This window comes from Faecousia sp., from assembly GCF_048519415.1.
Lineage (GTDB): Bacteria > Bacillota > Clostridia > Oscillospirales > Oscillospiraceae > JAZOXB01.
Map to the genome: position 1 here is coordinate 14,439 of NZ_DBFZUT010000063.1, position 21,283 is coordinate 35,721.

13 protein-coding genes, 2 tRNA genes and 1 pseudogene are annotated in these 21,283 nt (G+C 60.8%); 13 read left to right on the plus strand and 3 right to left on the minus strand.

The window, feature by feature from the left end:
• Positions 1–317: 317 nt before the first annotated feature.
• Complete coding sequence (locus ACMKFF_RS06620; RefSeq protein ID WP_419496451.1) at positions 318–1,376, plus strand: LysM peptidoglycan-binding domain-containing protein; 1,059 nt, start codon at positions 318–320, stop codon at positions 1,374–1,376.
• Positions 1,377–1,662: 286 nt separating this feature from the next.
• Here the strand turns inward: ACMKFF_RS06620 and ACMKFF_RS06625 are convergent.
• From ACMKFF_RS06625 to ACMKFF_RS06635, 3 genes and pseudogenes are all read right to left on the minus strand, one after another.
• Positions 1,663–1,881 (minus strand): annotated as a pseudogene (locus ACMKFF_RS06625) (cysteine-rich small domain-containing protein); the annotation flags it as partial.
• 65 nt (positions 1,882–1,946) lie between these two features.
• Entirely contained in the window at positions 1,947–2,813 is an 867-nt protein-coding gene (locus ACMKFF_RS06630) for a phosphatidylserine decarboxylase (RefSeq protein WP_419496452.1), read from the minus strand.
• A gap of 5 nt (positions 2,814–2,818) precedes the next feature.
• Positions 2,819–3,664 (minus strand): HAD-IIB family hydrolase, encoded by an 846-nt coding sequence (locus ACMKFF_RS06635; protein WP_419496453.1) that lies wholly within the window; start codon positions 3,662–3,664, stop codon positions 2,819–2,821.
• A gap of 378 nt (positions 3,665–4,042) precedes the next feature.
• Here ACMKFF_RS06635 and ACMKFF_RS06640 point away from each other — a divergent pair, with 378 nt between their 5' ends.
• The 12 genes from ACMKFF_RS06640 to ACMKFF_RS06695 all read left to right on the plus strand — a co-directional run.
• Positions 4,043–5,848: a DUF2207 family protein gene (locus ACMKFF_RS06640; protein WP_419496454.1), complete on the plus strand. Its 1,806-nt coding sequence runs from the start codon at positions 4,043–4,045 to the stop codon at positions 5,846–5,848.
• A complete protein-coding gene (yfbR, locus tag ACMKFF_RS06645; protein ID WP_349136290.1) occupies positions 5,838–6,422 on the plus strand; it encodes a 5'-deoxynucleotidase in 585 nt (194 codons plus the stop codon). Before ACMKFF_RS06640 ends, yfbR begins: the two co-directional genes overlap by 11 nt.
• A gap of 375 nt (positions 6,423–6,797) precedes the next feature.
• Positions 6,798–7,844, plus strand: coding sequence for a LacI family DNA-binding transcriptional regulator (locus ACMKFF_RS06650; RefSeq protein WP_419496455.1), 1,047 nt, complete (start codon positions 6,798–6,800; stop codon positions 7,842–7,844).
• A gap of 61 nt (positions 7,845–7,905) precedes the next feature.
• On the plus strand, positions 7,906–8,829 hold the full coding sequence (gene rbsK / locus ACMKFF_RS06655; RefSeq protein ID WP_367927011.1) for a ribokinase: 924 nt from the start codon (positions 7,906–7,908) through the stop codon (positions 8,827–8,829).
• A 53-nt stretch (positions 8,830–8,882) separates the two neighbouring features.
• Positions 8,883–9,326 carry an RbsD/FucU family protein gene (locus tag ACMKFF_RS06660; RefSeq protein WP_349136295.1) on the plus strand — a complete coding sequence of 148 codons (444 nt, stop codon included), beginning with the start codon at positions 8,883–8,885 and terminating at the stop codon, positions 9,324–9,326.
• A 54-nt stretch (positions 9,327–9,380) separates the two neighbouring features.
• Positions 9,381–10,514 (plus strand): substrate-binding domain-containing protein, encoded by a 1,134-nt coding sequence (locus ACMKFF_RS06665; protein ID WP_417326031.1) that lies wholly within the window; start codon positions 9,381–9,383, stop codon positions 10,512–10,514.
• 98 nt (positions 10,515–10,612) lie between these two features.
• On the plus strand, positions 10,613–12,124 hold the full coding sequence (locus tag ACMKFF_RS06670) for a sugar ABC transporter ATP-binding protein (protein ID WP_418486537.1): 1,512 nt from the start codon (positions 10,613–10,615) through the stop codon (positions 12,122–12,124).
• 14 nt (positions 12,125–12,138) lie between these two features.
• Positions 12,139–13,140, plus strand: a complete 1,002-nt coding sequence (locus ACMKFF_RS06675) for an ABC transporter permease (RefSeq protein WP_349136300.1) — start codon at positions 12,139–12,141, stop codon at positions 13,138–13,140.
• Positions 13,141–13,275: 135 nt separating this feature from the next.
• Positions 13,276–13,351, plus strand: a tRNA-Met gene (locus ACMKFF_RS06680).
• Positions 13,352–13,355: 4 nt separating this feature from the next.
• Positions 13,356–13,430: transfer RNA gene (locus ACMKFF_RS06685), tRNA-Glu, on the plus strand.
• A gap of 1,185 nt (positions 13,431–14,615) precedes the next feature.
• Positions 14,616–15,269: a class I SAM-dependent methyltransferase gene (locus ACMKFF_RS06690; RefSeq protein ID WP_349134508.1), complete on the plus strand. Its 654-nt coding sequence runs from the start codon at positions 14,616–14,618 to the stop codon at positions 15,267–15,269.
• A gap of 596 nt (positions 15,270–15,865) precedes the next feature.
• Positions 15,866–21,283: DUF5695 domain-containing protein (locus tag ACMKFF_RS06695; RefSeq protein ID WP_419496456.1), on the plus strand; the 5,418-nt coding region annotated here is incomplete at its 3' end.

The following is a 21,283-nucleotide window of genomic DNA, read 5'->3' on the forward strand; positions in this document are numbered from 1 at the left end:
ATTGAAAATGCGAACAAAAGCCTCGCAGAGTTTGCGCTCGCAAGCGCAAAGAAAGTAGGAATCATTTTCTCCGGCGGCGTGTACGTCGGAGAAAATACCGCTCGGCTCGCAAACGTGCGAAGGGTGCGCCCTTCGTGCGCTGCAGCGAGCCGCAGCCCTTTCAAACGAGAGCCCAGTGAAACGGGTCTCGTTTGAGAGCTTGGCAAAAATCCTTTTTTGACAAGCTCATACCCCGCCGGGGTTTCCCCTGCGGGATATTTTTATGCCCGTATAGCCGAATCAAAATGCTGCGCATATGCTGGCAGGAGGTGAGTGCGATGATCCACACCGTTTTGCCGGGAGAGACGCTGCGCGGCATCGCTGCGATGCATGGGACCGGACCGGACCTGCTTGCCGCTTGGAACGGGACGGCGGAGCCCTTGACCGGGCAGGAGCTGCTCGTGCTGCATCCGCAGGCGCTGCACACCGTCCGGTGCGGCGAGAGCTGGCAGAGCCTGTCTGCGCGCTTTGGCCTGCCGGAGCTGCGCCGCTGCAATCCCGGGCCGCTCCGGCCGGGGCGGCGGCTCGTGCTGGGCTTCCGGGAGCGCGGCACGCGGCCGCTGGCGCTGTGCGGCACGATGGGGCCGGAATGGAACGATCCGGGGCTTTCCTATACATGTGAGCTGGCGGCGGACGCTGCGGAGCTTGACGGCGACGGCGCGCTGCATCGCCTGCCGCTGCATGGCCGCCCGGCCTGCCTGCGCCTCACGGGAAGCGGAGCAAAGCTGGAAACCCTGCTCCGCAGCCGGGCCGCGCAGGAGCGCCTTCTGCTCGAGACGGCTGCACTCTGCCGCGCGCATGGCACGGCGCAGGTCGAGCTGGCGGTCCGTGATCTGCTGCCGGACTGCGATCCGGCTCCGTTGGTCTCCCGGCTGCAGGCGCTTCTGGCGGAGCGGGGCGGAGGACTGACGCTGGCCCTGCCGCGGCCCGGCGCGCTCGGCTGGGAGGCCCCGATGCTGGCTCGGCTGGCTGCCGCTGCCGGGCGGGTGCGCGCTGCGCCCGGTCTTCCGGGGCTGCCGCCGGAAAAATTACTGGCGGACTATGACGATGCGGCGTGCGACCGCTGCGGCCTTCGGACGGAGCGGCTCAGCCGGGGTGAGGCGCTGGCCCTGGCCCGGCGGACAGGGGCCTGCCTGCGCTATGATGCGGCGGCGAAGCTGACGTGCTTTTCCTACCGCGATGAGACGGGCGCGCCGCACACGGTGCGCTTTGCGGGCCTGCGCAGCTGGATGGAGCGCCTGCGCGCGCTGGAGCAGGCGGGCGTCGCGGCTCTGGCGCTCCGCGCCCCGGATCCGGCCCTTTGCCTGCTGCTGCATACGCAGTTCCGGCTACGGTAAAAATACGGTGAAAAGGTGAAAAAATGTAGCGTCGCTCACTGAGCGACGCTACGAAAATATCATTCGTTGTTTGTGATTTTAACGGCAGCCTGTGCGAATGGGGCGCGCAGGGAACGCCTTGCGGAGGACGCTTCAACGGTAAAAGGGCATTGATACTCGCCGCGCATCCTGATGTGTCATTGCGAGGAGCGAAGCGACGTGGCAATCTCATGCAGCATCCCGCGAATCCGCCGAGGCTGCCCCACGATATTGTCCACTTTCCATTTTCAACCTGCCGCGCGGCCGCTTACAACGGCGTACCCGCTTCTTCTTCCGGCGGCCTGCGGCACAGGGCGGCAAGCTCGGCGAAGCGGGCGCAGATGCGGTCGTAGTTCTCCGGGCGGTGGGGGAACAGGCAGGCGGAGCAGTCCTTGATGCCGCTTTCCGTGTACTGCAGGCCGCCGCCGCAGCGCTCGCCAAGGGCGTAGAGCGGGCAGAAGCAGAACAGACAGTTGAAGTGCTCCGGATCGTTCGTCTTGTGGCACGGAAAATATTCGCATTCCCGGTTCTGAAAGAATTTATAGTGCTCGCTCATGGTCTCCTCCCGACCGGGTCCCCGGTCTTTACCTTGCTTTCGATGCCGCGGGCCGACCATTTGGCGATATCCGCGGCGGGTTCGAACTTCCCATGCTCCAGCAGCAGGATGACGGTCGAGCCGCCGTATTCAAAGTAGCCCTTTTCCTGCAGGCGCGCGCAGGCGGCTGCGCCGGTCTCGTGGTTGCAGATGCGGCCGACGAGCATGGCTCCGACCTCCATCTGCACGATATCGCCGAAGTGCTCCGTGTGCAGCAGCGTGCGGGCGCGGGCGTTGCGGCGGTAGACGCCGAGCGAGCCTGCGATCGGGTTGACGCTGTGCAGCACGCCGGGGATGCGGACCGTCGGCTCCTGCGTGCCGGTGTCCGGATAGGCATAGCGGTGGTAATCATCCGGCGACAGGCGGAAGATCAGGCACCAGCCGCCGAGGAAGCGCTGCGCCAGCGCGTCGTCCGCCAGCAGCTCGCCGAGGCGGTAGGAGACATCCTTCACGGTAAAGACGCTGTCCTCGCCGATGGGCAGGGCCGTCAGCTTGGAGTCCGCGATGGCGGGCAGCTCGTCCGGGGCGGCGCGGTCGTCCGTACGGACGCGCTGCCGGGTGAAGAAATCGTTGAAGCACCGGAACGTCTGCTGCGTGCAGTCCGAGACGTCGATGTCATACTGCGCCAGAAACCGGCGCACCTTCCCGCGGGAAAGCGGGCTTTTCTGCCATGCGGCATAGAGCTGCGAAACGAAGCGGCGGCAGAGGATGCCGCGGGCGAGCAGGCGGCCGAACGCCGTGCCGTAGACAAAGTGCATGGCGCCCGCGCCGACCTCCGGCTCCTGCGTCAGCGCGCCCTGCGCGCGGTTCCAGACCTCCCGCATGGCGCTCACAGCAGGGTGCGCAGCGCGTCGATGACGGAGGCTACGCTGCCCTCGGCGCTCGGCGCGGCATCGCGGAAGTCATAGCGGCGCATGGCCGGGTCGCAGTCGCCCGTGCGGAAGCCGTAATCTGCGGCCTGCAGCATGGCGAGGTCGTTCGGTGCGTCGCCGACGCAGACAAGAATGCTGCGGCCGAGCGTGTCGGCCAGACGGCGGGCAGCCGAGCCCTTGTCGCAGCCGCCCGCGCTGATCTCCATATTGCGCGGCAGCGCGCGGGTGATGGCATAGCGATTTCCGACGAGTCCGGCCGTGTAGCGCTGCAGCTCGTCAAAATAGGCGATCTCCTCCGGCGGGGTGTTGGCCGGGTCGTCATAGCCCACCTGCTTCGACGTGCCATAGACGGCCAGCTTGATCCACGGCTGCGGCGGCAGGACAGCTTCGTGCTGTACCGGCACGCCGTTGGCAGCCAGCGCGGCATCCCGGCGGGGATCGTCGCCGTAGGCATAGTGGCAGTCGAGCGTCTGCACCTCGGTACGCTCGTTCGGACAGTGGTCGCGCAGAGCCTGCAGCAGCTGCGGGGCGTCGTCCGCGAGCGGGAAGGCAAACAGCAGCTCGTCCGTGCGGTAATCGTAGCACGCGCCACCGTTATAGAGAATGCACGGCGCATTCACCGGCACGAGCGCGGCCTTCTTGCGGAACATCGGAATGCTCCGGCCGCTGGCCACGGTGAAAATGCCGCCCTCGGCCTGAAAGGCGGCGATGGCCTCGAGATTGCGGGCGGGGATCTGCCCGGACATATCCGTCAGCGTATGGTCAAAGTCACTGGCAAGCAGGACATTGGAAAATCTACCCATGCTGTTCCTCCGTAAACGATGTAATCTGATGTAATCTGATGTAATTTTGAAGTGCTTTATCATTATACCAGACTGTCAAAAAAACTGCCAAGCCAAAAGTTTCGGAGGGAAGGATCGTGTGAAAGGAAACCGTCAGGGTGTCCTTTCGCGTTCCATAACCCGCCGCAGCGGCAGAATTGCAAAATAATAATACAAAATTCTATTTTGCAATTCTGGAAGCAGCTTGGCGAAAAAGTCCAAAGGGACTTTTTTGACAAGCTGATTATACCATATTCTGATATGAGCGGCAAGCCGCCAATTTTTGCGCGGAAGTTGCATTTTTCGCGGTTTTGTGTTATCGTTATGCAAATGAAAGAAAAAAGAATGGGGGAGATTGCCTTGCGGCGATTTTTTCTTGCCGTTTTCTGTGCGCTGGCGTTGAGCCTGAGTGCGCTGGCGGCGGACGCGGCGCTGCCGTCGCTCGAGGCGGCGGTCAACGTCCGGGAGGACGGCGTGTGCGAGGTCACGATGACGGCGGAGGTGGATTTTTCCGCCGCGCAGGACAGCCTGCTCATCCCGCTCGGGACGGACGCGCGCGACATCACGCTGGCCGGGTGGAGCTATGAAACGGTCCTGCAGGATGGCGTGACCTGCCTGAAGCTGAGCAATCCTGCCGGCTTCAGCGGCAAGCAGCAGTTTACCTGCAGCTATACGCTGCCGTGCCGTGCGGCCGAGGCCGCGGACGGCCAGCAGTTCCGCCTGAGCCTGCCCGAGACGGGCTGGGACTATGCCATTGACAGCTATTCCCTGACCATGACGTTTCCGGCACAGGTCACGAACGCGCCGGAGTGGACGAGCGGCTACTACGGCGACGTGGTGGACAACTATCTCGACATCCGCACGCAGGAAAATACCGTGACGGCGAAGTCCACGGCCGCCATGCGCGATCATGAGACGCTCACCGTTTCGGTACAGTTCCCGGCGGATACGTTCAATCTGCGCGACCAGCCCGGCAAGACGGCCGGGTTCGACCGCATCGCCTTTCTGGTGCTGCTGGCGGCGGCCGTGGCGTTCTGGTTCCTGCGCCTGCGCAGCGGGCTGATCCTCCCGCGCGCGCAGCAGACCATCGGCATGGAATCCACGGCGGGTGAGATCCCCTGCCAGCTCCTCAGCGAAGCGCCGGACGCTGCGGGCATGATCGTTCATTGGGGCAACCTCGGCTATCTGACCGTGCGGATGTCGCGCGGACGGGTGATCCTCTATAAGCGCATGGAGATGGGCAACGAGCGCAAGCCCTCGGAGCGGCGCTTCTTTGCCGCGCTGTTTCGCGCGGGCGCTTCGTGTGAGGCGGGCGGCCTGCGCTACCAGGCTGCCGTACGCGAGATGCAGGCTCCGATCCTGGCGGGCTGGCGGCGGCGGATGTTCACGGGCGGAAACCCGCTCGTGCTGCGCCTGCTCGGCGCAGCGGCAGGCCTGTTTGCCTCGCTTCTGACGTTTGACCGCCTTCTGCCTGCGACGGGCTCACGCTGGGTCTGGCTGCCGGTGCTGACGGCGCTGGGTACGGCGGCCTGCGTGCTCGTGCAGCGGGGCGTGGGTTCCCTGTTCCGCCGCCGCCGTGCGCTGGCCTTGGCGCTGGGCGGCCTCAGTGCGATCGCACTTGTGATCTTCGGCGTACTGGCGGGCTCTCTGCCGTATCAGCTCCTGAGCCTGCTGCTGCAGGTCTTCTGCGCGGGGACAACGCTGTTCGGCGGCCGCCGGACTTCCGCAGGCGAGGAGCGCCTGCGCCGCCTGCTCGGTCTGCGGCGCTATCTGCGCCGGGCAGACAGTGCCTCCCTGCAGCGCCTGACGCTGCAGGACCCACAGTATTTCTACCGGATGCTCCCGTTCGCGGAGGAGATGGGCGTCGGCGGGCGCTTCGTCCGTTGCGCGGCCGGTCTGGAGCTGGAGCCCTGCCTCTGGCTGGAGGGCGCGGCCCCGCGCCGCGCCGGGGACTTCTTCGCCCGGTATGCCGCCGTCTGCGCCCGTCTGCGCGGAGAGGACGGCAGAGCGTCTGCCGTTCCGCGCCGCCCGGCTCCGCGGCCCGCAGCCCGTACGGCCTCCCGTCCTGCGCCGCAGCGCCGCACGCCGCCGTTTGCCGCGCCGGAGCCGCAGCGGCCGCCGATGCGCCCGCACCGCAGAGAGGAGTATGATCCGGATGAAGTCTGAGGAATACCGCTTTTACGCGCTCGTATCCCGCATGCGCTATATCACGCGCTGGGGCCTGATGCGCAACACCTTTTCCGAAAACGTGCAGGAGCACAGCCACATGGTCGCCGTGCTGGCCCACGGGCTGGCGCTCATCCGGCGCGACATCCTCGGCCTTCCGGCCGATCCGGAGCGCTGCGCCACGGCGGCGCTGTTCCACGATGCCTCCGAAATTCTGACCGGCGACCTGCCGACGCCGGTGAAGTATTATAACCCCGACATTCGCGCGGCCTATAAGCAGGTGGAGCGCGTGAGTGCGGATAAGCTGCTCGAGCTGCTGCCCGAGGCCCTGCGCCCGAGCTATGCTCCGCTCGTGCGGGAGTCCGACCCCACGGTGCACGACATCGTCAAGGCGGCGGACAAGCTCTCGGCGCACATCAAGTGCATCGAGGAGCTGCGCGCGGGAAATCAGGAATTTGCCTCGGCAGCCGAGCAGACAAGGCAGGCCCTGACGGACATGCACCTGCCGGAGCTGGACTGGTTTCTGGAGCATTGTCTGGACAGCTTTGGAAAAAATCTCGATCAATTGGAATAATATTCACTGCACTTCTGAGGCTCCCTGCCGGGAAACTGGCGGGGAGCCTTTTTGAAAGCCCTTACATAGTAATTTTACAGAATATTCCTCTGTGATTTTGCACAAATTCGAAAAACAGAAATTGTGACCTTCGACAAAGTTATACAGAACCCCTTGACAATGGGGCAAAACAGCGGTATTCTAGCACCAGAAATTGAAGTAAGCGTTTACATTTTCAGTCAGGCACAGCGGATGCCTGACCGGCAGCGACCTCCCGGAAGCGGGACAGCGATGCGCTGCTTTTTTTGAGCGGATGTTTGTAAGCCCTTACAACTCCCAAAATTCCGGGAATTCCGGAGCTTGGGGGCGGAAAAGCGGCACAGGACGGTGAGGGGAATGGGAAAGCAGGAAGCCAATATCTACGAGATCGCCAGAGAGGCCGGTGTCTCCATCGCAACGGTCTCGCGCGTCATCAATCACAGCAACGCGGTCAGCGAGAAGAGCTACCGCCGCGTGATGGATGCCGTCCGCAAGTTCAACTACGTCCCCAACAGCACGGCCCGTTCGCTCAGCACCTCGACCTCGACGTCCATCGGCGTCGTCATCCCGGATATCAACAACCCGTTCTTCTCCCTGCTGCTCGAGGGCATCACCCGGGTGGCCGATGAGCGGGGCTATCACGTTCTGCTGTTCAACACCGCAGAAAATACGGACCGCGAGCATCAGGTCCTGCAGACCATGCGCGAGCACCGCCTGCGCGGCATCATCATCACGCCGGTCTCCGAGCAGGACCCCGATACGATGAAGCGGCTCCACAATTTTGAGACACTCGGCATCCCCGTGGTCCTGCTCGACCGTGAGGTCGACAGCCAGTTCTTCGATCGTGTCGTCACGGACGACGAGCGCGGCGTGCATGCGGCTGTCAGCGAGCTGATCCGCGTCGGTCACCGCCGCATCGCCATCATCACCGGTCCCGAGGCCTCGCGCCCCGGCCGCGAGCGCCTGCGCGGCTACTACCGCGCGCTGCGCGAGCATGGCCTGCCCGTCACACCGGCTTATATCCGCAAGGGCGACTTCATGGTCGACTGTGCCTATGAGCAGACGCTGGCGCTGTGCGCCATGCAGGAGCCGCCCACGGCGGTGTTCTCTTCCAACAATATGACGACCTACGGGTGCCTCAAGGCGTTCAATGAGCTGGGGCTCCGCGTAGGCACCGACATCGCTTTGGTTGGCTTTGATGATATCGACGCACTGTGCTGGCTGGATTACAACATTTCCGTCGTCAGCCGTGACGTGCCGGAAATGGGCAAGCAGGCCATGCGCCTGCTGCTGCAGCGGTTTGAAAGCGAGCGGGGTGAGCGCGCGGGCGCGCGCGAGTGCCTGCCGACGGAGCTGCTGCTGCGCGGCTCGGAGCTGCTGCCGGAGAGCGGCAGGGCACATTAATAATAATTTGTCAGGTTTGTGAGCCGGAGCTTTCCGGCGTGTTTGACTGGAGGTAACGAAATTGAAACAGAAGGTAACGGTATTTGGCAGCTTTGTCGTCGATCTCATGGCGCGCACCCCGCATCTGCCCGCTCCCGCCGAGACGGTCAAGGGCAGCTTCTTCAAGCAGGGCGCCGGCGGCAAGGGCTTCAATCAGGGCGTCGCGGCGCATAAGGCCGGCGGCGATGTGGCAATGATCACGAAGCTGGGCCGCGATTCCATGGCGAACGTGGCACTGGACGTCATGACCGAGCTGAACATGCCGAAGGATTTTCTCTTCTATAACGACGACGTCGCAACGGGCATCGCCCTCATCATGGTCGATGAGAATTCCAGCCAGAACGAGATCGTCATTGTCCCGGGCGCCTGCGGCACCATCACGGCCGAGGACATCAAGTCCGTTGAGCAGCGCATCTGCGATTCCGCCTATATTCTGCTGCAGCTCGAGGTCAATCAGGATGCCAACGAGGCCGTAGCAAAGCTTGCCAAGGAGCACGGCGTCCGCGTCATCCTGAATACCGCCCCGTATCAGCCCGTCACCGACGAGTTCCTGAAGGGCTGCTGGCTCGTCACTCCGAACGAGGTCGAGGCAGAGGAAATGACCGGCGTCGCCGTCACGGATCTCGAGAGCGCGAACCGCGCCGCGAAGATCTTCTTCGAAAAGGGTGTTGAGAACGTGCTCATCACGCTCGGCAGCCGCGGTGTTTACATCAACACCGGCGACCGCGCCGAGATCATCCCCGCCTTCCATGTCAAGGCCGTTGACACGACCGGCGCAGGCGATGCCTTCAATGGCGGCCTGCTGGCCGCTCTGGCCGAGGGCAAGGACATCTGGGAGGCTGCCCGCTTCGCAAGCGGCCTGGCCGCCCTGTCCGTGCAGCGCATCGGCACGACCCCGGCCATGCCGACCCGCGAAGAGATCGACGCGTTCCTCGCGGAGCATTGATTTGTTTCTGACGCACCGGATGTGCGTGAAAATCTGAAGGAGGATCATTCATCATGTTAAGAGGAGTTCCTGATATCATCGGTTCTGATCTGCTCAAGGCTCTGGCCGATACCGGCCACGGCGATCTCATTGTCATCGCGGACCACTTCTATCCGCCCGTCACGAAGTCTCCGAACGCCATCAGCATTCAGGCCAAGGGCAACACGGCCGCCGAGATGGTCGACGCCGTCCTGCAGCTCGTTCCGCTGGACGTCGAGTATGAAGCCCACCCCATCGAGTACATGGTCCCGGATGCGGATTCCGGCGTTGTCCTGACGGAGAACAAGGTCTGGGACGACACCATCGCCGCCGTCGTGAAGCACGGCTACGATGCCAAGTGCGTCGGCCAGATCGAGCGCACGAAATTCTATGAGAAGGCTGCAAAGGCCTACGTCACCATCTGCACGAGCGAGCGCCTGCCGTATGGCTGCATCATCCTGCAGAAGGGTGTTATGTGATCGGATGTAATTGCAGCGTGCAATTTCATTAAATAAATTAGGAGGAAAACAACAATGAAGAAACTCATCGCACTGCTTCTTGTGATCGCTATGGTCGGCTGCCTGTTTGCTGCCTGCGCAAGCGATGGCAACAACGACACCCAGCCCGCGACCGACGCTCCCACCGAGAGCAACGACAACAACAGCGACAACACCGACAACACCGATAATACCGACAACAACGAGTCCGGCAAGACCTACAAGATCATCTATGTCACTCCGTCTACGGCTTCCGATTTCTGGAGCCAGATCGAGACCGGCATCAAGCAGGCCATGAAGGACTACGAAGCGCAGCTCGGCGTTAAGATCGAGTACTCCATCACCGGCCCTGCCGAAGAGGCTGATGCAGAAGGCTATGTCTCCGCTCTGGAGAACGCGATCGCCAGCCAGCCTGACGCGATCCTGACCGCTACCCTGAACATCGACCCGACCGTCCCGAAGGCAAAGGAAGCCCATGACGCAGGTATCGTCCTGAACTTCGTCAACTGCGGCCTTGGCAACGGCGATGAGGGCGACGAGGGCACTCATGGCGAGTACTACAACGAGTTCTACTACTGCTCCAACACCACCATCGGCGAGATGGCCGCTCAGGCTTTCCTCGACGCCATGGCTGAAAAGGGCATCTCCACCGACAAGGGCACCATCGGCATGCAGATGAACATGGAGAACGCTGCTCTGGACTTCAGAATGCAGGGCTTCCGTGACTACATGGCTGAGAAGGCTCCCGGCCTGACCCTGACCGACACCGAGTACAACGACAACGACTCCGCGGATGCTCAGGCTGATGCCGAGAACACCATCAACGCTGTCGGCGCTGACCTCATCGGCATCTATGCCGGCAACAACGTCACCTGCGACGGCGTCTGCAACGCTCTGCGTGCTGCCAACATGAAGGAAGGCGTCGTTTCCATCGGCGTTGACTCCGACGATGTCGAGATCGCCGCTCTGCGCGACGGTTTCCTGTCCGCCATCATTGTTCAGGACGCTTTCACCCAGGGCTACAAGTGCATGGAGAACGCCATCCTGACGCTGGTCAACGGCCAGAACCCCGAGACCTCCAAGCAGGTCAACTGCCCGCCTGTCGTTGTCAACATGGAGAACATCGACAGCGAGAAGATCCAGTTCATGATGTCCCCGTACGTCAAGTAATTCCGGACTGAATATCGATCTCTGAACGAAACCGTGAGGGCCGCTGCGGCCTTGCAGACCGCAGCGGCCTTCTTTTCCAAAGGAATGAGGGTGCAACATTGCAAGAGAATACAATCTTAAGAATTGAGCACGTCAGCAAGTTCTACCCCGGTGTTACGGCACTGAAAGACGTGAGCTTCACCTTGCAGAAAGGCGAGGTGCGTGCGCTGGTCGGTGAGAACGGCGCAGGCAAATCCACCCTGATCAAGTGCATCATGGGTGTCGAGAAGCCCGATGAGGGCAAGATCACCATGAATTATAATGGTGAGTGGGTCGTCAATGCCACCGCAGTCGATGCGCAGGCACACGGCGTCTTTGCAAACTACCAGCATGTCAATATCGCTCCGGATCTCAGCATCGCGGAGAACTACTTCCTCGGCCGTCAGCCCAAGACGAAGCTCGGCCTCGTCGACTGGAAGAAGATGGCTCGGGACAGCAAGAAGATCATCGATAAATTTGAAATGGGCGTTGACCCTCTGGCGAAGATCCGCGAGCTCCCCATTGCCATGCAGGCGATGGTCACGATCAGCAAGATCTCCGTGAACGAGGATATCCGTCTTGTCATTTTCGACGAGCCGACGGCTCTGCTCGAGAATGAAAAGGTCGATATGCTCTTCCGCTTCATCGGAGAGCTGAAGAGCCAGGGCGTCAGCATCATCTATATCAGCCATCGTCTCGAAGAGATCATGCAGATCTGCGACAGCGTGACCATCCTGAAGGACGGCTCCTACGTCGATACGATGCCCATTGAGAACGTGACGAAGGATTCGCTGATCCAGATGATGGTCGGCCGCCCCGCCACGGATATCTACAACATCCGTCACTTTGACACTGACGAAGAGCTGCTGCGCGTGGAGAATTTCAGCGACAGCAAGCACTTCAAGAATATTAATTTCACCCTGCACAAGGGCGAGATCCTCGGCTTTGCCGGTCTGGTCGGCGCGGGACGCAGCGAAGTGATGCGCGCCCTGACGGCCGTGGAAAAGCGCCTGAGCGGCGATGTCTATCTGAAGGGCAAAAAGGTCCACCTTTCCAATCCGACCGACGCGCTGAAGCACGGCATCGGCTTCCTCACCGAGGACCGCCGCACCGACGGCTGCGCGCTGAAGCTGGATATCAAGACGAATGTCAACATGAGCTCCTACGATATGATCAGCAAGGCGGGCTGCCTGAACCTCCGCAAGGAGAAGAAGCGCGCGGAGGAATTCTCCAGAAGCGTGAATGTCAAAACGCCGTCTATTTCGCAGCTCGTCGGCAATCTCTCCGGCGGCAACCAGCAGAAGGTCGTTATCGCCAAGCTGCTTTGCCGCGATCCCGAAATCCTGATCTTTGACGAGCCGACTGTCGGCATCGATGTCGGCGCGAAGCAGGAGATTTTCAAGCTCATCGAGCGCCTGACCGAACGCGGCCGCGGCGTGATCCTGATCTCGTCCTATCTGCCGGAGGTCATGGGCCTTTCCGACCGTCTGATCGTCATGGCGCAGGGCAAGATCACCGCAGAATACGACAAAGAAGCTCTGAAGACCCTTACGGAAGCGGATGTTCTCCGTATGGCCTCCATTGAAGACTAAGAGGAGAGATAGTTATGTCCACGCTTACCAAGAATAAAAAACCCAATGCGTTTGTGCGGCTGACCAAGCACTCTGAGTTCACCATCGGCCTGGTCGTTATCGCGCTGTTCCTGCTGGCCACGTTCCTGACCAAGAACTTCTTCGGCTCCTACAACCTGAAGAACCTGACGAAGCAGGGCGCCATCGTCGGCGTTCTGGCCGTCGCGCAGACCTTCATCATCATCACGAGCGGTATCGATATTTCCGGCGGCGCCATCGCCGGTCTCGGCTGCATGACGATGGCCATGATCATGAACGGCAAGGGCACGTCCATGCTCGGCATTGCCATCCTCGCCAACTTCGTCGTCTGCACCCTGTGCGGCTTCCTGAACGGCGTGATCATCTTCGACCTGAAGGTCCCCGCCATGATCGCCACCCTCGGTACGCAGACCATCTTCCGCGGCATCCTGAAGCTGCTGTGCAACGGCAACTCCATCTCGTTCTTTGAGCCGGACGGCGCAACGTTCGTCAAGCTCTTTGACACCATCGGCAACTATGACATCTTCGGCGTCCTGCCGGTGCTGGCCTGCATCTGGATCGTCGTGGCAGTCATTGCCTTCCTGGTCCTGCGCTACACCGTCTTCGGCCGCGACCTGTTCGTCATCGGCTCCGGCATCGAGGTCGCCCGCCTGAGCGGCATCAAGGTCCGCAAGACCTTCTACCTCGTTTACTCCCTCGCCGGCTTTGTCTATGGCATTGCTGCCATCATGTTTGCCGGCCGTATTCTCCGCGCCATGCCGAACACCGGCGACGGCTACGACATGGACGCCATCGCGGCGGCAGTTATCGGCGGCGCTTCGCTGGCCGGCGGCCGCGGCGCGATCACCGGCACGTTTGTCGGCACGCTCCTGATGGTCGTCATCAAGAACGCCGGCAAGGCCTTCCAGATCAACGACTACATCCTCGACGTCATCACCGGCGCTCTGATCATCTTTGCCGTTGCAATGGACATGGTCAAGAGCCGCAAGAAGGCGTAACCTCCTACCCTCATTCCTTTTCCGTCCCCCGGTTTCGGCCGGGGGGCGGAAAAAAGAACAAATACAAGAAAACGCTTGACAAACCGTGCAAAATCGGATATAATCATTTTGCTGTTTCGGCGGCGGGTCATATATGGCGGCATAGCTCAGTTGGTAGAGCATTCGGTTCATACCCGGAGTGTCATTGGTTCGAGTCCAATTGCCGCTACCAAAACGGCCCGTTGGTCAAGTGGTTAAGACACCGCCCTTTCACGGCGGTAACATGGGTTCGAGTCCCGTACGGGTCACCAGAAAACAACCTTTGTCCTGAGGACAAGGGTTTTTTCTCTGTCTATGGCACATTTTGGCGGATACCATGGCGCAAAATGTAAATTGAATGTAGTGCGACTAGTAAAAAAGAAATGGAAATTCCTGTGGTTGCAAAACGGTAACAGACCTGATATCATCGGTCCAGTCCTCGCGAGACGAATTCACAGGAGGAGGTTTCCCATGTTCTGGATCCGTGATTTCGATTGCAGTGCGATCCGGACGATGCGGTGCATTCTGTTTGGTGTGGGCTGCTGAGCGGCAGCCGCAGCGGCCGGGGGGATCCCCGGCCGCTTTATCGTTCGCCGCAATGTAGCGACTGCACCAGCCATTGTAGGGGAGCGGCGTGCCCCTCCCGGAGCAATACTGGCAGTTTGCACCGGGTATCGAAAAATGGTGTGCACCAATTGCGTCTGTAGCGGCGCTCACTGCGCAGCCGTTGGCGGCTCTGCCGCCTTACGGATGCGGCGTGCCCCTTGCGGGTATTGAGCGCCTTGTACGGGAGTATTCAACGGCAGGAGGGTGCTGGTGCACCGCCGCATTACCCTGATGTGTCATTGCGAGGAGCGGAGCGACGTGGCAATCTCGGGAAGGCGCTTACGTTTTCGCCGGAACTCCCCTGTTATCCGGCATTGTACTGCGAGATTGTGACGTCGGCCTTTGGCCTCCTCGCAATGACAAACCTTTGATTTTCACCATTTTAACGATAGCCTGTTTATTTCGCAGGTGCAGTGCCGGGAGCGGCAAGCCGCTCCCCTACAAGGCGTGTGCGTTCGGCGATGCCGCCCTATAACTTGCCAGTCTGCAAGGCGCTCAGTGAGCGCCGCTACATTCTTCTCTCGCCCGGCGGTCTTGCGCAGTGAGCGCCGCTACACTCCATACTTCGGTGCATACCGTTTATCGGCAGCCGGTACGGGACGGCAGTGCCTTCCCGAGATTGCCACGGGCGCAAAGCGCCCTCGCAATGACAATTCGGGGGCCGGCACCATTTTAACGCCGTCCCGTTCGTATCGCAAGTGCAGCGCCGGGCCCGGCTGTCCGCTTCCCGCAGGAAGGCGCGGTGCTGCACCTGAACGGTTTTTCCCACAAAACACAAGATGGGGCTTGACATTTTGCCCGCTGCGGAGTAAACTCTGGTTAGAAATAACTAACCGAAAGAGGGGAGACGCATGGAGAAACAAAGCTTCTGGGACCGCTATGCGCGGCGGTATTCGCACTTCGTGCGCGCGGATCAGGAGGCCTATGCGCAGATGCTCGAGTGGATCCGTCCGGCCGTCCGTGACCGCACCGTGCTGGAGCTGGCAACAGGGACGGGCGTGATCGCGCACGGGATCGTGCACGAGGCGGCCTCTATCGAGGCGACGGATGCCTCTGCCGGGATGATCGACGTGGCACGAAGCCATTCCCATTCCCGCAAGCTGCACTTCTCTGTTCAGGACATGCGCTATCTGCCCTATGCCGACGGCAGCTTCGAGGTCGTCATCGCTGCCAATGTGCTCCACCTGCTGCCGGAGCCAGACAAGGCGCTCGATGAGGCTGCGCGCGTGCTCGCACCGGGCGGCCTGCTCATCGTGCCGACGTTTACGCATGCGGGGGAGGGCAGGCTTGCAAGGCTGCGCCTCTGGCTGATGCGCCGTGCCGGGTTCCCGCTGCGCTGGAAGTGGTCGCCTGCGGAGTTTCTGCAGTTCCTGCGCAGACACGGCTGGAAGGTCGTGCAGCACCATGTGCTGCAGGGCACGTTCCCGCTGACGTATGCCGCCTGCGTGCGCCGCTGTGCGGATGCGGAGCATGAAAAGCCTGTTACGGAACACGAAACGGCCTGAATTTGTAGTCATGTTATAAGATATCCATATCGACCCGGACTGCGGAATTCTGCTGCAGACCGGGCCGATTTTTTGTGAAGGTAGAGGGAGAAATATGGGCTCTGCAGCAAGCTGATTCAGCAATTCGCACAAATCAATCGGTACGATTTTATGGAAAGCTCCAAAAATATTTTTGCGGATTTACAAGCGGATTCAAACGTGGTATAGTTCAAACATAGTTTGTTAAACGTTTAGCAGTGGGAAGTGTTTTCCGACTGCGGCGAAGTATCCTGCTAGATGTCATCAGCAACGAGGCTCTCTCGTCATTGCGTGCAGGGCAAGGAATGCCCACGCCAAGGCTTCGCACACCGTTTGTCCGGCAGCTCGGCTTTATCAGGCGGTTTGTATGGTAATATCGTACAAAAATGCCTGCGGAAGGAGGGAAAGCGTGCGCTGACAAAGCTGTTACAAGCTGGAACGGGTCATTCCTGGATCGGAATCCACGCAGGATACCAGCCTGCCCTGTTGGGCGATATTTTTTCACCGCAAATGTTAAACGTTTAGCATTTTCGACGGAACTCGAAAGTACTATAGAATCTGAAAGGAGAGAACATTTCATGCAAAGAGTGAACCACCTGCCCAGACGTGTGATCTCGATCGTGCTGACCATCGTCATGGTCGCGTCCCTGCTCTCCGGCATCCTGCCGGGCCTCGGCGTGACGGCGAAGGCTGCGGCCAATGAGATCGCCAATGACAGCCTGAAGATCTCTGTCGGTGATCTTGGACAGATTTCTACGCTCAACATCGTGAATAATCCCAGAAATCGAAGCAATCGTGAGATCAACTTCGTCCTCCCCAATGACACCCGTCCCCAGAACGGTGTGCAGCATCAGTGGATGGGCGAAATGATCTTCTCCGTCCGCTCCAGCGCGGACGGCAGCTTCCCCGCCGACAACACCGGCTTTGTCGAGGTCGACACGAACAAGACCCTCGCAGCCGGCGGCTCGACCACCGCATCCAACATCGCTTCCGATAACCCCTATATCGAGAAGACCGTTGTCAGCGACAAGAAGGTCGAGGTCAACTTCATCGGCCAGGACCTGAGCTCCACGACGGACCGTACCATGAAGGGCTTCGATGTGAAGTCCACCTATGATATGGATACCGAGGACGGCTCCCTGCTGTGGACCATCACCCTGAAGAACAAGAGTGATGCGTATCTGGAATTCGGCGACGTCGGCCTGCCGATGCCGTGGAACAACAAGTACACGAACCAGAACAGCGTTTATTCCGAGCGCGTCACGGCCCATACCTTTGCAGGCGCGGACAGCGGCTATGCCTATGCGATCCGCTGCAGCGGCGAAGGCAACTACATCCTCTTCACGCCGGTCGCCACCTCCGGTGCCCGCATCGAGTATGTGGATAACTGGATCGGCAGCAACAACGGCGTCAGCGACAACCGTACCGGCAGCACGTTCTCCAACTGGACGGGCGACTCCGGCGAATGGCAGCCGGGCCTGAGCGTTTACTACATCCACTCCAAGGATATCCACAAGACCGGCCGCAGCTACTTTGAAGATGCGACCAGCCTCATCCTCGAGCCGGGTGAGAGCCAGACCTACCAGTTCAAGTTCTCTGCTGTCCGCGCGGGCGACAACACCCCGCAGGAGAGCGCCGAGAGCCCGAACAACGCCTCCGACTCCATCGAGCAGCGCGAGACGAACATGCGCTCTATCCTCTATCAGAACGGCCTCATCGACGCCATCGCGGTCCCGGGCTTCCAGACGGCTCTGAACATGGACACGCGCCTCGACCTGCACTATGATGACAGCCTCATCAAGGTCGACTCCGTCGACATCCAGTGCGTGCACGAGAACGATCCGTTCGATGAAGCGCATACGCCGGAGCACCGTTCCGGTATGGTCAACAACAGCCGTACCGGCCGCGGCCTGCATGACGGCAACGAGGGCTATGAGGAATCCGTGAGCTTTGTCGAGACGAAGACCGTCGACGGCGAGCAGCACCACATCTACGACCTGCACTTCGGCTGCATCGGCAACAACAGCGTTCGCGTCGAGTACAAGCTGAAGGTCGGTGACGAATGGGTCAGCAAGTTCACGCAGTTCGAGTTCAACGTTCTGACCGAGCTGGATCAGGCATCCGACACGCATGCCGACTTCATGGTCAATGAGACGCAGGACACGAATCCTGACAGCCCGACCTACGGCATCTACAGCGACTGGTACTTTGCCAGCGGCAGAGATTCCAACCAGCGCAACCACTGGGGCGATGACTGGAGCCATGACAACATCAACTTCATCGCCATGAAGAACTATCTGAACCCGGATGCCGAGCAGGTCAAGTCCATCGAGACCTACCTGATCGACTTCATGTGGAACACCTACATGAAGAACACCCAGGATAACTTCAACGTTGCGAACTACCTGTCCGCTTCCGGCGCTTACAGCACCTCCAGCGGCCCGTACACCCGTACGTTCTCCGAAGTGATGGAGGCCACCGGCTTCTTCAACATGTACCGCATCGTCAAGGCTTATCCGGACCTCATTGAGTACCGTAAGCCTGCAGCGTGGTATCTGGAGAAGGCATACGGCATCTACTCCAACCGCGTCGGCACCGGAGCCATCGGCTTCTACGGCGAGCAGCAGATCCCCGACATGATCGAGGCGCTCTATGCCGAGGGTATGGACGAGGAGGCCTTTAACCTGCAGGAGCGGTTTGCATGGTACAAGGCGAACAATTGCATCAACGCCACCTATCCGTACGGCTCCGAGTTTGCCTACGACAACACCGGTGAAGAGGGCGCCTTCGCTGCCATCCAGGCCCTGAAGAAGTACTGGCCGGACAGCGACGCCGCCAAGAACGCCTACAGTGCCATGAGCATGGCCAACCACAAGACCCGCGCGATGCGCGGCATCCAGCCCACCTGGTACCAGTACGCCGACCCGGTCTTCATCGGCGGCGAGAGCTGGTGGAACTTCCAGTACACCGCCTCCCTTGCAGGCTCCATCATGGACGATTGGATGCGCTACGAGGAGCTCGAGGACGGCGACACTACCGCATGGGCTGCCCGCGTGAACTACGCGGCCAAGATTTCCAACTTCAACGCCATCAACATGGGCCAGATCTCCGACAAGTACGTCGGCAACGTTTCCTGGCGCTACAACATGTATAAGGGCGGCTACGGCGCGATGAACGTCAACGACGGCGGAACCCGCGTCATGAACAACGGCTGGCAGGACTTCTCCGGCGAAAGCGACGAGGGCCTGTACGGCTCCCTGCTGCGCATCAGCGCAGACGTTGTGAACGATCCGATCTTCGGCCTGTATGGCTACGGCGCGAACGTCACTGCCGACGAGACCTCCTACACGGTCGTCCCGACTGACGGCTTCGGCAAGCGCGTCAACATCCTCGACCAGAAGATCTACGTCGAAACGACGCAGGACACCATCACCAGCGCAAAGTTCGCTATGGACGGCAGCTCCATCGAGCTGAACGTCAAGGGCTACACCGCTGCAAGCCATGTTTCCCACATCGCTCTGAGCGGCGCCGGCCTGAAGGACGGCTTCTATGCCATCAACGTCAACGGCGAAAAGGTCAGCCAGGTCTATGTGAAGAACAACGAAGCCAACGCAACCATCACCATGCCCGCCGGTGAGACCAATGTCGTGACCATCACGGCCGATCCGAACGGCGAGAATGCCGCTCCGCAGGCCGCTATTAAGGTCTCCAGCGACAATCTGCAGGCCATCGTGACCTACACCCTGACGGCCGTTGCCTCCGACGACGGCTATCCCGACGGCAGCCTGACCTATCGGTGGGCCTTTGAGAGCCTCGCAGGCGAGGGCGCAAGCGCGTTCCTGAGCAGCGACGCCGCTCCGACAACGCAGTTCAACGTCAGCGAGGCAGGCGAGTATGTCATCTCCCTGACCGTCAGCGACGGTGAGAAGTCCACGAAGGTCGAAAAGACTCTCGTTGTCGGCGAAGCGCCCGAGCGTCTGGCCCCGACGATCGATTCCGCGACCGGCACGCCCGTTGTCGGCAATCCGACCGTTGCCGATCTCAAGGCCGAAGCCACGGTCGACCCGCTGTATCAGGGCGTCCCGCGCTTTCACTGGGAGCTGGTCAGTCAGCCCGAGGGCGGCAATGCCATGATCGGCAATCCGAACGAGAAGGAAGCCAAGCTCCGCGTCGACAAGGGCGGCGAGTATGTTGTCCGCCTGACTGTCACCGACGAGGACAAGACCTCCTCCACGGAAGTCACCGTCACCATGACGGATGCTGCCGACGGCATCCAGCGCGTGAAGACCGTCATCACGCAGGTCGGCGTCGCCCCGACGCTGCCGAACGGCGTGGTCGCTGTCCGTGACGACGGCACCTACTCCGGCGGCGCAGTCGATTGGGACGAGATCTCCGAAGACAAGTATGCACAGGCCGGTGAGTTCGAGGCCTACGGCACGCTCCGTACCCAGACGACCCGCGTGGCCGTCAAGGTCATCGTCGTGAAGGGCGACCGCAAGAACGTTGCTCTGTTCGCAACTCCGACCGCCATCATCAACACTCCGTCCGATCTCGGCGGCGTTGCCGACCTGAACGACGGCTTCGACCCGAGCAGCTCCCGTGATACGAGCCACGGTGTCTGGCACAACTGGCAGGGCGCGCATGGCGACGCAGCATGGGTCATGTACACCTGGGATGTGCCCGTCACCATCGACGGCGCGGATGCCTACTACTTCACCGACGGCAACTTTGCGCCGAAGGATGCGAAGCTGGAGTATCTGGCAGAGGACGGCCAGTGGCACGAGGTCCCGAATGTCAGCGGCCTCGGCATTGAGCTGAACCGGTACAACACCACGAGCTTTGATCCCATCACCACCACGAAGCTCCGCATGACCATGAACCCGAAGACGCTCGGTATCGGCGTCATCGAGTGGAAGGTCTACGGCTACGGCGAGTTCGTCGATCGCTCCGCACTGAAGAACGCCATCGCAACTGCGAAGGGCATCAACACGAACCTCTTTGTCGAAGGCAGCAAGTATCTGCTGGATCTGGCCATTGCGAAGGCACAGGCCGTTCTGAGCGATACGGCCGCTACGCAGGAGCAGGTCGATGCCGCAGCGGCGGAGTTGAATGCGGTCATTGCCGGTCTCGAAAGCGCGGACGGCAACCTCGCCTACTCCGCTTCCGTTACCACGAGCTTCTGCTCCAGCTGGGAGTCCCTGTCCGCCGTGAACGACGGCATCGTCCGTTCCAACTCCTACAACCCGTCCAAGCCGCGCTACGGCACCTGGGGCAACACGTCTTCCTATGAGACCGTGACCTACACCTGGGGCAGCGAAGTCATCATCGATTCCACCGATCTCTATCTGTGGTACGACGGCACCGAGGGCGAATACACCAGCGGCGGCATTCTGGTGCCGAAGTCCGTGGAATTCGAGTACCTCGATGCGGAAGGCAACTGGAAGTCCGTTCCCAACGCCGAGGGTCTCGGCCGCGAGATGGACAAGTTCAACAAGACCACATTCGATCCCATTACCACCACCGCCCTCCGTGTGAAGCTGAACAAGCAGGCCAACGACTATAACGGCGTCGGCATCATGGAGTGGAAGGTCTATGGCAAGGTCGCCGGCGGCGAGACCCTCCCGACTGCGGTGAAGGTCGTCATCGCCCGCATCGATGCCATCGGCGAAGTCACGCTCGACAGCAAGGACGCCATCGAGGCCGCCCGCGCTGCGTATGACAAGCTGACTGACGAGCAGAAGGAGCTCGTTCCGAACTATGAGACCCTGACGAAGGCCGAGGAGACCTATGCTGCGCTGGCTGACGCCGCCGCCGTGAAGGAAGTCGAAGACCTCATCGATGCCATCGGCACGGTGGACGAAAACAGCAAGGACGCCATCGAGGCTGCCCGCGCTGCCTATGATGCACTGCCCACGCGCCTGCAGCCCGAGGTCAGCAACTACGACAAGCTCGTCAAGGCCGAGAAGGACTACACCGATCTGCTGACGGCTGTCGAG

Bases quoted from the DNA above. Each gene is read 5' to 3' on its own strand.
- ACMKFF_RS06630 (WP_419496452.1), bottom strand. From the start codon at position 2,813: ATGCGGGAGGTCTGGAACCGCGCGCAGGGCGCGCTGACGCAGGAGCCG.
- yfbR (WP_349136290.1), top strand. From the start codon at position 5,838: ATGAAGTCTGAGGAATACCGCTTTTACGCGCTCGTATCCCGCATGCGC.
- ACMKFF_RS06660 (WP_349136295.1), top strand. From the start codon at position 8,883: ATGTTAAGAGGAGTTCCTGATATCATCGGTTCTGATCTGCTCAAGGCT.
- ACMKFF_RS06620 (WP_419496451.1), top strand. From the start codon at position 318: ATGATCCACACCGTTTTGCCGGGAGAGACGCTGCGCGGCATCGCTGCG.
- ACMKFF_RS06635 (WP_419496453.1), bottom strand. From the start codon at position 3,664: ATGGGTAGATTTTCCAATGTCCTGCTTGCCAGTGACTTTGACCATACG.
- ACMKFF_RS06690 (WP_349134508.1), top strand. From the start codon at position 14,616: ATGGAGAAACAAAGCTTCTGGGACCGCTATGCGCGGCGGTATTCGCAC.
- ACMKFF_RS06675 (WP_349136300.1), top strand. From the start codon at position 12,139: ATGTCCACGCTTACCAAGAATAAAAAACCCAATGCGTTTGTGCGGCTG.
- ACMKFF_RS06650 (WP_419496455.1), top strand. From the start codon at position 6,798: ATGGGAAAGCAGGAAGCCAATATCTACGAGATCGCCAGAGAGGCCGGT.
- ACMKFF_RS06665 (WP_417326031.1), top strand. From the start codon at position 9,381: ATGAAGAAACTCATCGCACTGCTTCTTGTGATCGCTATGGTCGGCTGC.